At 34.6% G+C, this 12,072-nt stretch carries 10 protein-coding genes; all 10 read right to left on the bottom strand.

Features of this window, described 5'->3' with window-relative positions; genetic code table 11:
• Positions 1–26 precede the first annotated feature (26 nt).
• The 10 genes from IGJ50_RS10000 to metE all read right to left on the bottom strand — a co-directional run bounded on the left by IGJ50_RS10000 (position 27) and on the right by metE (position 11,970).
• The gene (locus IGJ50_RS10000) at positions 27–734 is read right to left on the bottom strand and encodes a recombinase family protein (protein ID WP_069638961.1); all 708 of its coding nucleotides are present in this window, start codon (positions 732–734) and stop codon (positions 27–29) included.
• Between the two features lie 6 nt (positions 735–740).
• Entirely contained in the window at positions 741–965 is a 225-nt protein-coding gene (locus tag IGJ50_RS09995) for a hypothetical protein (RefSeq protein WP_069638960.1), read from the bottom strand.
• Between the two features lie 112 nt (positions 966–1,077).
• Positions 1,078–3,624: a hypothetical protein gene (locus IGJ50_RS09990; protein WP_429950206.1), complete on the bottom strand. Its 2,547-nt coding sequence runs from the start codon at positions 3,622–3,624 to the stop codon at positions 1,078–1,080.
• 119 nt (positions 3,625–3,743) lie between these two features.
• Positions 3,744–4,364, bottom strand: coding sequence for a hypothetical protein (locus IGJ50_RS09985; protein WP_429950204.1), 621 nt, complete (start codon positions 4,362–4,364; stop codon positions 3,744–3,746).
• Positions 4,365–4,376: 12 nt separating this feature from the next.
• Entirely contained in the window at positions 4,377–5,219 is an 843-nt protein-coding gene (locus IGJ50_RS09980) for a BsaA family SipW-dependent biofilm matrix protein (RefSeq protein ID WP_429950202.1), read from the bottom strand.
• A gap of 15 nt (positions 5,220–5,234) precedes the next feature.
• On the bottom strand, positions 5,235–5,969 hold the full coding sequence (locus IGJ50_RS09975; RefSeq protein ID WP_239574192.1) for an LPXTG cell wall anchor domain-containing protein: 735 nt from the start codon (positions 5,967–5,969) through the stop codon (positions 5,235–5,237).
• A gap of 36 nt (positions 5,970–6,005) precedes the next feature.
• Positions 6,006–7,256: a hypothetical protein gene (locus IGJ50_RS09970; protein WP_069638955.1), complete on the bottom strand. Its 1,251-nt coding sequence runs from the start codon at positions 7,254–7,256 to the stop codon at positions 6,006–6,008.
• Positions 7,257–7,321: 65 nt separating this feature from the next.
• Positions 7,322–8,230: a signal peptidase I gene (locus IGJ50_RS09965; RefSeq protein WP_429950200.1), complete on the bottom strand. Its 909-nt coding sequence runs from the start codon at positions 8,228–8,230 to the stop codon at positions 7,322–7,324.
• A 611-nt stretch (positions 8,231–8,841) separates the two neighbouring features.
• Positions 8,842–9,705: a methylenetetrahydrofolate reductase [NAD(P)H] gene (metF, locus tag IGJ50_RS09960; RefSeq protein WP_207120231.1), complete on the bottom strand. Its 864-nt coding sequence runs from the start codon at positions 9,703–9,705 to the stop codon at positions 8,842–8,844.
• Positions 9,706–11,970, bottom strand: coding sequence for a 5-methyltetrahydropteroyltriglutamate--homocysteine S-methyltransferase (metE, locus tag IGJ50_RS09955; protein ID WP_429950198.1), 2,265 nt, complete (start codon positions 11,968–11,970; stop codon positions 9,706–9,708).
• Positions 11,971–12,072: the final 102 nt, after the last annotated feature.

The following is a 12,072-nucleotide window of genomic DNA, read 5'->3' as shown; positions in this document are numbered from 1 at the left end:
CTATTTTTATTTAGGAATAAAAAGTACTACAACTCTTCATTATCCGCTAAAACATTATACAAAATGGCCAGTGTTGCGACAATACACACAGTGATTTGAATCCACAGATTATCCGAAAAATTTTCCGATATTTTAAGCGTAGCAATTGCGAGAAAAAAACAAATTGCTAAAATTCCTGCTAATTTTATCCGCTTGAATTCTTGCTGAATTCGATAGATTGTTTCAATAGGAACACTTTTTTGTTGAGCAATTTCTCGTAGTTTCCGTTTCCCAATCAGCTGCCATAAAACATCCCGATATAACTGCTTTGCCTCACTATCTCTACTAAAAACTGAGTAGCTCTCTTTATTTCTATTTTTTTCTTGTTTTAACTTTAGTTTGATCAGACGCGGATGCAACAAGCGATCGTTTTTATTGATCCACAAAAGTACTTCTCGCCACTCAGCCAAAGTTAAGTCTGGCGAGGTCAATACAATTAAATCAAGCTCCAACTCATCTAGTTCATTAAAAAATTCTAGTAGTTTTTGATAATCTCTCGAGATAGCTTCTAAAAACGCAATCACTACACAATCACCTGGCTCTGTATAGTCCAATAAGCGTTGATAGTCACTTTCAGGATCTTGAAGTACTTCATAGCTCTGGCTTTTATCCGAGAAAATTTCTTCTACTTCATAATTTTCTAAAAAATCAAACTGTTGATTCAATTTATTGCCACGAGCATAGCCTATATTCATCGTTATCTACTTCCTCGTTTCATCAATTATTCTCTTATCTGTAGCACGCTTATCCCTTCTAGTTATTTCTTTTTTTGATGCAAAAGGTTGCTCGTTTGCTTTGGAATAAGTTTTTTTTCTAGTAATTTGATTAAGCTTATTTGTTATTTCTGCATTTTTTTGAATAACAATTATGAATAATACACTATGAACAAACGTAATAATCCCTAATACTATCAACAGTAAATACATTATATGTTATTCCTATCTATATAGATTTAGGGTTTTCATCATTCTATAGTAATGGAGGACCCTATGAACCAAACTTCTTAAATCCCTCAATATCCTTAGATAGACTATTCTTTTATTCTACTTTAATTGCACCTAATTTATTTTCCTTATACTCCCAATGATAGAAAGTAGGTTTTTCTGTTACCGGCTCGATATATGTCGTCAACCAAAATTCTGGGTTTGCCGATGCATCAATCTTAATTGGATTTAATGTACTATTGCTAGGCAAATGCGCTTCGTTTTTAGTTGTTAGTACGTAGCCAAGGAGTCTATAATTCATCGGAACCTTTGGGACAAAAGAATAAATCCGCTGACTGAATTGATAACGAATAATATAAGTATCAAAATTTGCCTTATTATCTATAGTAGAACTCATTGTTAATGGAAATTCCTCTCCATTTTGCCCTAACGTAGTTTGACTTTCTAATACCCCAAATCCTGTTTTAGGTATCACTACCTGATCATTCTGATTAGTTACAACTTGTCGACTATGAACAGTTAGTTTACGGCTTCTATAAATTAACCGTCCTTCTTGGAATTCATTGGTAACAACCCATTCAAGAGGTGAGATTTGATTTCCTCCACTCCCTACTAATTTAATAAAATCATATAGATCAACATTTTTTGTTGTGATACTTTCCTTTTTGTTGATTGTTATCTTCTGATCTAACCATATGTCTCCCGATTGAAGCGGCTCCCCTGTCTCACTATACGCTTTTAAGGAAATTCGTTGAGGGACTTCTGCAATCCTACAAACTTTCGTTACCTCGTTTACCAGTGTAGCACTTTGAGCTTTTTCATGCAGAATTATCTGAATTTCTCCTTTTTGATCAAGTGGAGCATTAATTGTAAAGCGTAAATCATTTATAAATTTAGTGAGTGTCGATAAATCATTATTTCCTTTAGTCATAAATGAAAATGATTTGTATTCAGTTGTTTCACTATTTTCGTGAGCCTTCCAATTAGTAGGAAGTATCAGAGAAGTGAAATCTTTAATTATTGTATTCTTAGGGGTACGGACTTCTACTTCTTCTATTGAATTATTTAAAGAACTATCTATACTCAGTTCAATAAGCCTTGATTCATTCTTTGTACGTTCAACTTTAAAATCAATATTTTGAGGTATCTCTTTGATTTTTTGACTGCTCACTTGAGAAATATTGTTAGAACGATCTACAGCCAAAACATGAAGATATTTTCCTGAATCTTTATTTTCCGTAATTGTAAACGTACTTCTTGTCTCATAATCAAGAGAATCATCGTTCGGCGCAACATAATGATCAAATTTACTTGCATCTATCCGACCATATGAATCTTTATAACTCTCAACCTGTTTTGCTAAATTTGATGTTGGTAAATTGGTTACTTCGTAAAAATAGCCAGCAATGTTACTTTTAATTACTTCTTTTACCACATCTGATTTTTTGATACCGTTACTTTTAGTACTTGCTTCTACGTACCATTGATATTCCTTACCAATATCAACAGCGTCTGCCTTTATACTTAAATTATTGCTACCGTTATCACAACGGACACTAACTTGGGGAGTATTAGGAGCCTTATCATCTTTGACCGTTTGATCAGTAGCAACATTTTCTAATGATACTTGTGCTAAATTATATAATGTGTTTGCTATTATTTTTCTTTCATCCAGACTCGACTGTCCGTTAGAATGTCCTGTTTGAATCATCCCGACATTGTTGTTAGTCTTTAAATACCAACCTCCACGCCACTTCCCGTCTACTAAAATTGGATTTGGCCATGCACCTGAAGGATTAATAAATTCCAGCCATACTGTTCCCACAGTGGTATCTTGTAAATCAATATTATGAGCATACGGAATATCTAAAACAATATCATTTTTCATTTCAAATGGATATTTCATCAAGTAACCATTATTGATTAATTTAACTTCTGCAGAACCTGTGACAGAATTTGCCTGACGGTTGCCTAACCCTACTGCATCTTTAAAATACTTATAAAACACAGCTCTTTTTGGGTTATTGTTGATGGTATCATGACCAAATAATACTCCTCTTCCTGTATTAAGATACTCATTTGTTATTTTAGCAGCATTTTCAGTAATATCCTTATTGTTATTTGAATCCCATGATCCAAACATCAAAACATCATATTTGTACTCCCCAGCACTACTTTTTAAATAGTTATTTGGATTCGCATTGTAATCACTCATCGATACCGAGGTAACTTGAATCAGATTACTCCCATCTGCTGCCGTTAATTTTAAACCATCCATCCAACTTTTTAGTGTATTCGATTTAGGTTCATCAGGATAGATATTTAGAACTTTGATAGATTTCCCATAATTTAAAGAGCGACTCTCCCAGATTTCACCGTCTTCTGATTGAAACAATTGATAACCCGATTGACTTAGATCGTCTACTTTATCCCACTCTAAATCCGCATAGCTTTTTTTATCTTGAGAACTCCACTTGTTTTCAGCCGTCAATCGAAAGTCTCCATTATTAACAATAGTAGAGGCTTGCATTTTCTCCTTGTTTGTAAACAGATAGCTACCAATGGCAACAAATGTTATTAATAGAAATAACAACCAACTACTTTTTTTTAATAATCGCTTTCTTAGTCTTCTCTTTTTCATTTTATCTCCTTCTTTTCAAGACTCATCAAATCAATGGTTTCTTTGTTGAAAACACTCATTTCATGAGTGTTGAATAATTGAAAAAGGCATACATGGAACAATTATTCCATGCGCCTAGCTTATTTTGCTTTTCCAGCTAATTGATTATCTATTATTTGTAAATTCCCATTATTCGGTGTAGTTCCTTGCCACCAAGCATCACGATAAGCAAATTTTGCACAATTAATTGCCTCTACTTTTACTAACAAATTGAAAGAGGCATTCTGATACTCCTGACCTAACTCTTTTTTTAATGTAACTTTTGTAAACAAATTCTCTGCAACTTTAGACGGATCAGATTCCAAGACATTTAAATAATAATAATATCCATCTTCTCCCAACTTCCATTGTGTCGTATTCAGGTCCAAAAGCACTTCCTCACCAATTTTTGAAGGTAACAAGCGATTACTTTCACCACTTTCTAAACGAATTTCCGGAAGAATCATCACTCGAATAAATTGATCGACAGAGCCTGTATTTTTTATAGTTACTTTCTTTTCAACGGAAGTATTTGGTGAAATCGTTGTTGGTTCTTTAAAAACCTCTTCTATTTTAGTTTGAAAATTTCCAATCTGAAAAAAATTTACTTTCTCTTCCCTTTCTGTCATTGCAGCATATGCTACTACACTTCCAATAACTAAACACATGATTAACGCAGGGATTATCCAGAAAAAACGAATAAACTTTTTCTTGTCTTTCATCTTTAATTCCTCCTAACGAACTTTTTCACGATACATTGTTCCTACATATGAATTAGAAGTGAGTTCCCAATCAGCTAGTAAGGATTTTGTAATATCATGAGCATCCATAACTGGAATTAATTGATATAACGAACTTTTATATTTGTTTGGTAACATTTTATCTACTGTCACACTTTGAATCAGCTGCTTCGTTTGTTCATTAGGCTGTAATACCTCTGAGTAATAAAAATAACCTTCTGAATAATACCAATAGTGACGTACCCCAGTTGCGGGTTTGTTGTTTACATCATAGATAACCGTACTATTAAATTGAATCGTTAAATAATTAAGCCCTTCAGTTAATCGATTCCCGTTATACACATATGCTGTATTTGAATTGTTCTTATCCGCTTTATAAATCTCGGATGCTATATAATATTTTCCCGAAGCTAGCTTGTATGTACTCCCCTTTGTCCATGTAGCGACATCTTCCATCTTTATATCTGAGCCACTTGATTTAGAGACAGTTTTTAGACTGCCATTCCCTGTCCCATCAGTCATATCCTGTTCAAATTGACCTAAAAACTCATATAAAGAGATGCGAACAATGGCTGGTATTTGTCCATTATTTTTTACTGATAATTTCATTTCCGTCGTTGTTCCAGGTATCCATTGCAGATTTGGGGTAAAGACTTCATCAATTGTTGCAGAAAGCTTTTTTGTATTGGTCATACTTGGGTTGATTTTTTCATCACTATAGGTAATCCAAGAATATGTACTTCCCACTACCAGTAATAAGCTTAAAAACACAGAAAATATGGCTAAAAAAGGTTTATTTTGATTAATTGTTCTCAATAATCTTCTTCCTTTTCTCATTGGTCTCCCCCTCCTCTACACAATATTGTTTTGTTCATCTTTACGCTTTTTCCATAATAAAATTGCGATCAACATCAGCAACAATCCAGCTAAGGTTTTATAAAGTAAATTTTTTATTTCTTCACCAGTCATCGGAAACATGCCTTTGGGCTTCGCCTTTGCTGGGGAGTCTTTGCTACTACTAGTATCTGATGACTCGGGCTGGTTTTTTGTTGCAACAAATGTCCAGTGATATAGTAATTGACTATCTTCTTTATAGTCTGCAAGAGTTAAATCTTTGTCTACTTCAAATACTGCCGTCAAAATTTGATCCTTACCATATTCACAAGTCCCTATTATCAAAGGCTGAACGGTCCAATCAAATTCCCCATTTCCTAACAATGGCCCTTGATACAACTGTTTCCCATCAAGTGATAAGGTCAATGTGATCTGTTTATCAAAATCAATTACACCTTTTGTAGACTTTGGGGTTGCTAAAATACCTAGTTCAAATGGTTCCTCTATATCCATACTACGAATCGTAATTGTTTTTTCATAACTTTCTCCAGGTAAGACATTTGGCAAATCAACATAGTACTCTCCTTCTGAAGAAGCAGATACTCCAGTTTCATCGCCAATGACCACTCCTGGAGGAAGGGTTTGACGGGCAACAGCTAGTAGTGTTCCACTGGTAAAAGTGATATACAGACTTAACAAACTACATAACACCAGAAATAATCGATGTTTTCGCTTTAATTGTTGCTGCATCATTTTTCCCCCTTCCCATTTTTTACGCTTTATTCATAATTAGCTTACTGCTTGACCATCTAGATAAGTCGTGATTTTTTTTGTTTCTGAACCGTCAGCTCCATTTAAATTCCAACCAGTACTATCGACCAAAGCTTCCTTAGTTGCTTGAATGGCTTCCATTTTTATGATTAAGTCGTATGTTGCATTTGTAAACTCTTTTCCTATAGAATTTGTAAACACTAATTTTTTCAATAAATGCGGTGTTGTTGCTCCAGAATTGACTGGGCTTGTAAAGTAAAAATAGCCATCTTCTTTATTATATGCCCATTTATCATTCTTCAGATCCGCAATCGTCGCCATATCTGTGCCATACTCAATGTTTATCCCACTAACGTTTAACGCAGCCTTATCTGTCTGAACACCTTTTTTCTCTGAATCAGCTACTGGTACTTGATCAGCTGCTGTTGCGACAGAAACTGGTGGAATCGCTGCAAGTCCTAAAGTTGCGACTGTATAGTCATAATCTACGTCGTATTTTTTGCCAGCACTTCCTAATAGAGCAGCTTTTGCTGCTGTTGCTTCTGTAGACGCTCCATCTAAAGTAGAGGCTGCCCAGTTTGATACTGCATATTTGTAGCCACCACTGTAAACTGAATATTTCGCTTTAGATAAAGCAAAATCCCAGTTTTCTACTGATGTTCCAGCAGTATTTCCTCCAGCCACGGACACATTAGTTTCCATTGCTTGATATTTACCTGGTGCATATTCATAGAATGCTGAATATGTAAATGTTGTGACATCTGCGTTTGTCACAGGGTTTGTTGTGACAGAACCTTTTGCATAAACTTTTACACCTTCTGGTATAGCTGCTCCTCCAGCATCTTTGACCTTACTTGTTACATCTGTATAATCATTTGCTTGTTTGACATACTTATCTCCGTCATATTCAACAGGAATATCATCTTCTAACGGTTTTGGTGTAGCACTAGCCTTCCAACCTGTATCTCGGTTTGTTACAGCACCTTTTTCCGCTAAATGTTTCAAAACTTCTTCATAAGATACACGAACAAATACTGGTACGTTCCCTGTATTCTTGATAGCTACTTCTTTGGTAGCCTCTGTTCCTGGGATAATATCCTTAGGTTTCCAGTTCTCCTCCACAGTAACACTGTCATCTTTGATTGCAGCCGCATCAACACGGTTAATTTTTTGGTCTTGAGAATTGATCCAAGCAAAGGTACCTGCAAGGAATGCTACTAAAGCTAATCCCGTGGCTGCTGCCAACTTTTTCTTTTTGTTCTTTTTCATTTTAAATAATCCTCCTATAAATTATAATGTATATTTTCACTTGCTTTTTTAAGTAAAGCAAAGTGTTAATATCCCTTTTCATACATTGGTCGTCTTCTTTTCCTGCCAACCGACTCTTCATTTGCTGTAAACAGATAAGATTTCAATACTAAAAAGAATCCATATAAAGAAAGAATACAAACTAAACAAGCCCAAAATTCTTCTCGAGCAAATTCTATGATACTTCCCACCTTCGGCACTGCAAATACTACTTTTCCTAATACTCTGTCTGCCGATATTGGCGGGTCGTTGCTCTTATTGGCATCTCCTTTAGTAACAAGATAATCTCCTTTTTCTCCGTTCAATTCATTTTTGTATTCCACCATTCGGTGAGTTAGATAGCGTGAGCCATCTCCCACAGCAAAAGTTACAATATCATTTTTTTTGACTTTTTTCCCATCTGTCAATTTAACAATAACGATATCTCCAGCATAAAAACCACCTTTGGGACCATTTTCTTGCGGAACCATCGAATTAGTCAAAACTGTATAAAACCGATACCCGAAAATCGAGGCTGTCGATTTCGAACTAAATGAAAACATCACTGCCATCGAAATGATTCCAATCGTAAGACCATAAAATACCAAATTGCTCAAAAAAGAAAATATTAGGATACCTGAACTTTTTTTAGATGGTTGCTCACGCCCTTTAAGATACTCAGCTGTTACTCCGCGTTCTTGGTCAGGCCTACGAGGTCGATGCCTTCGAGGAGACTCTTGATATTCAGATCGTCTAGGCTTTTTGGAAAAATCATTACGAGAGCTTTGCGCTGTTGGCCGCCCTCTTTTCTTTCCAATACGTTGCCTATGGCTTTCGTCTTCTATATAGATACTTTCGGGCTCTAAATAAGTGCGTGAACGTTTTTTAGGAATACTCTGCCTAACCTCTTCATCTATAGAACGGCGATTTTTTCGGACAGGAGTCCTTCTTGGCATATACAATCTCCTTTCATTTCAATAGATAATCAGTCATATAAAATTTCATTCATCATGACTTTCATAAAAACAAATAATAAGATACAACCATAAAAAACAAAAAACATGACAATACATTATTATTTTAATCCACATGTAAACTATATCTCTTGTTATTTTTCATGTCAATCTATTTCTATTTTTTTCAGTCATTATTTTTTACTAAAAGAGGAAACTGATTTCTCTAAAATTGGAAACAGCACAAAAATTTATAAAAAACAGCGATAAACCTCTTTAAAATAGCGTTTATTCAAAAAAAAGGAATTTTCTAAAAAAAATTACATTAATTCTAAGTTTTTAATTCCAAAAAAATAAATAAATAGACCTAAAAGAAAAGATGAAACAAAATTTATTTAAATGTTATTTAATTAGCTAAAAAAAAGGGGACTTTCATCCTTTAAAAATAACAACAAACAAGTTATTTATTCATTTTTTAACATTTTGTCAAAAAGTACGAACCCAAAACAAACTACTTGTTTTGAATTCGCACTTTAGATTTAAATAATTAGCAAGCAAAGAGTGTTTAAAAAAAGAGGCTTCTTCCTTTCCATAACTGAACATTCTACTTTGTGCTACGTTTCAAATAAACTACGTGTTGCTTCTCTGATTTTTTGTGCTACATACGGATTATTCATCGTATAAAGATGAATCCCTTCTGTTCCTTGTGAAACTAAATCAACAATTTGATTGATCGCATAAGCGATCCCTGCATCACGAATAGCTTCCGGATTATGCTCATAACGCTCCATCATCTTTAAAAATTTAGTTGGCAACGTCACATTAGACATCTTTATCATACGCTCAATTTGTCTTTTATTGACAACAGGCATAATGCCCGCTTGAATCGGTACTTCAATAGCCGCAATATCACACTTTTCTTTGAATGTATAAAAATAGTTATTATCAAAAAACAATTGACTGATCAATTGATTGACCCCTGAATCAACTTTTCGTTTTAAGTTTCTGATATCTTCAACTGAATTTACGGCATCGCTATGGGTTTCAGGATAGCAAGCACCGATAATATTAAAATCACCTTGTTCTTGGATAAATGCGACTAAATCATTCGCATAAGAAAAGTCTTTCTTTGGTTCTTTATCTGGTAAAATATCTCCTCTTAAAGCTAGAATATTTTCTACCTTTTTTTGTTTAAGCTCCTCTAAAATAACTTTGATCTCATCTTTTGAAAAATTTACAGCAGGTAAATGTGCTACGCTAGGTAAAAATTGTTCATCTTGGATTTTCTGTGCAATATCTGCTGTACTTAAGTTAGCATCGGTTCCCCCAGCACCTAAAGTTACACTGATAAAATCAGGCTGTTGGCCTTTCAAACGATCTAAGGTATGATAAATCGTGTCAACTGGTGCTGTTCGTCTAGGTGGAAAAATTTCATAGGAGAAAACGGTCTTTTCTTTGAACAAGGTATCAGTCCTCATTTACACCCCTCCACGTACCTTTTTAGCTGCCAATACTAAGTTTTTCAAACTTGCTTGTGTTTCTGATACACCGCGGGTTTTTAAGCCACAGTCTGGATTGATCCAAATTTTTTCGATTGGTAATTTATTTAAGATATTCTGGATCGTTGTTTCGATTTCTTCTACTGAAGGAACACGTGGCGAGTGAATATCATAAACTCCTGGTCCCACTTGCGTTTGAAAATCGATTGCTTTTAAAGCATCTAAAATATCTAAATTTGAACGGGAAGCTTCAAAGGAAATGACATCCGCATCCATATGATCGATATCTTGAATAATATCGACAAATTCGCTATAACACATATGTGTATGAATTTGTGTTGTCGGCTGTACTTTACTATGAACAAGTCGGAATGCTGGAATCGCCCAATCTAGATATTCAGTATGCCAATCTGATTGACGTAATGGTAGCTTTTCACGTAAAGCAGCTTCATCGATTTGAATGATTTCAATTCCATTCGCTTCTAAGTCTAAAACTTCTTCTTGAATTGCTAAAGCCAATTGTAATGTCGCTTCTTTTAAACTAATATCTTCTCGCGGAAATGACCAGTTCAAGATTGTTACTGGACCTGTTAGCATCCCTTTCATTGGCTTATGGGTCAAGGTTTGCGCATATTTTGAATACGCAACAGTAATTGGTTTCGAGCGCGAAACATCTCCCCAAATGATCGGTGGTTTGACACAACGAGTACCATACGATTGAACCCAAGCTTTTTCAGTAAATAAGTACCCCTCTAAACTTTCACCAAAATACTCAACCATATCATTCCGCTCAAATTCTCCATGAACTAAAACATCTAAGCCGATCGTTTCTTGAAAAGCGATACATTCATCGATTTTTTTCCGATTAAACGCTATATACTCAACTTCTGTGATTTCTCCTTTTTTGAATTTTGCCCGGTTTTGTTTGACTTCTCTTGTTTGTGGAAAAGAACCAATCGTAGTGGTTGGTAAAGTAGGTAGTTCTAGTTTCTCTTTTTGAATAATTGCTCGTTCCGACAATTTTGGTAAACGAACATAATCATTCTTTGTCAATGCTTCGATTTGTTTTGCTAATCGTTTGTTTTTGACAAAACGTTCCTGAGTAAATAATACACTGTTCGCCTTTAACAGATCTTGATTTATTTTTTTATCTTCAAGGATTTTTTTTAAATCATTTAACTCGGTTAATTTTTCTACAGCGAAAGAAAAATAGGCTGTCACGTCTTTTTCTAACACGTTCTCATTCGCTAAGGTAAATGGAACATGAAGTAATGAACAGGAAGTATTTAATACAATATCACCGAACGGTTGAATCATCTCTAGTAATTCTAATGTCTTTTGATAATTATTTTTCCAAATATTTTTTCCATTTACAATGCCTGCAAATAAAGTTTTTTCTTTTGAAAACCCATGTTCTTCGAGTAAATCTATTGTTTTTCGCCCCTCAACAAAATCTAATCCAATCCCGTCAAATGGTAGTTCAATTAATTCTTGATACCCATTTCGAACGTCTCCGAAATAAGTTTGAACTAAGATTTTTAATTGACCTTTTTTTGCTAAAAGCTTTTCATACAATTCTCTAAATTGCTGAATATCTGTTGGCGTTAAATCTAAAACCAAGGCCGGCTCATCGATTTGAAACCATTCACAACCAAGTTTTGTTAGTTGATCAAAGATTTGTGTATAGGCTATGATTGCCTCTTCATAAAAATCTTTTGCCTGTTTGGAACCGTGATAGGTTGCTAATTTCAATAGGGTAAATGGTCCTACTATTGTTGGGCGAGTCTGAATGCCAGCCTCTTTTGCTTCAGAGAAAGTTGTGAATAGTTGATTGCCGACTAGTTTTAGTTCTGTATCATCATCGATTTCAGGAACCATATAATGATAGTTGGTATTAAACCATTTTTTCATAGCTAAAGCAGTAACGTCACCAGACTCACCTTGATAACCTCGCGCTAAGGCAAAGTAGGTCTCTAATGGCGGCAATCCCAATTCTTGATATTTCTTAGGCACGAGATTCAGCAAAACTGCTGTATCTAATATTGTATCAAAAAATGAAAAATCACCGCTCGGAATAAAATCAATTCCTTGATCGGCCAACAACTGCCAGTGTTTAAGGCGCAATTCTTTTCCTGTTTTTTCTAATTCTTCTGCTGTGATTTCTTTTCTAAAATACTTCTCTGTTGCAAATTTTAATTCCCTTAACTCTCCTACCCGCGGAAACCCAATAATTGATGTTTTCATACTTTTCCTCCTTCAATAAGGTATTTCAACTACTTTACCACGAGAAAGAAATATAGAATAACACTTATTTACTATCGATAAATATAGTTTAAAACTATATTT

Source organism: Enterococcus sp. AZ101 (assembly GCF_050499005.1).
Taxonomy (GTDB): domain Bacteria; phylum Bacillota; class Bacilli; order Lactobacillales; family Enterococcaceae; genus Enterococcus_L; species Enterococcus_L ureilyticus.
Note: the sequence above shows the minus strand (reverse complement) of the source record. Positions and strands in the feature narration are given on the sequence as shown.

What these genes read in the sequence shown, in the direction of transcription:
- IGJ50_RS10000 (WP_069638961.1), bottom strand. Translation starts at nt 734, where the DNA reads ATGAATATAGGCTATGCTCGTGGCAATAAATTGAATCAACAGTTTGAT.
- IGJ50_RS09995 (WP_069638960.1), bottom strand. Translation starts at nt 965, where the DNA reads ATGTATTTACTGTTGATAGTATTAGGGATTATTACGTTTGTTCATAGT.
- IGJ50_RS09990 (WP_429950206.1), bottom strand. Translation starts at nt 3,624, where the DNA reads ATGAAAAAGAGAAGACTAAGAAAGCGATTATTAAAAAAAAGTAGTTGG.
- IGJ50_RS09985 (WP_429950204.1), bottom strand. Translation starts at nt 4,364, where the DNA reads ATGAAAGACAAGAAAAAGTTTATTCGTTTTTTCTGGATAATCCCTGCG.
- IGJ50_RS09980 (WP_429950202.1), bottom strand. Translation starts at nt 5,219, where the DNA reads ATGAGAAAAGGAAGAAGATTATTGAGAACAATTAATCAAAATAAACCT.
- IGJ50_RS09975 (WP_239574192.1), bottom strand. Translation starts at nt 5,969, where the DNA reads ATGATGCAGCAACAATTAAAGCGAAAACATCGATTATTTCTGGTGTTA.
- IGJ50_RS09970 (WP_069638955.1), bottom strand. Translation starts at nt 7,256, where the DNA reads ATGAAAAAGAACAAAAAGAAAAAGTTGGCAGCAGCCACGGGATTAGCT.
- IGJ50_RS09965 (WP_429950200.1), bottom strand. Translation starts at nt 8,230, where the DNA reads ATGCCAAGAAGGACTCCTGTCCGAAAAAATCGCCGTTCTATAGATGAA.
- metF (WP_207120231.1), bottom strand. Translation starts at nt 9,705, where the DNA reads ATGAGGACTGATACCTTGTTCAAAGAAAAGACCGTTTTCTCCTATGAA.
- metE (WP_429950198.1), bottom strand. Translation starts at nt 11,970, where the DNA reads ATGAAAACATCAATTATTGGGTTTCCGCGGGTAGGAGAGTTAAGGGAA.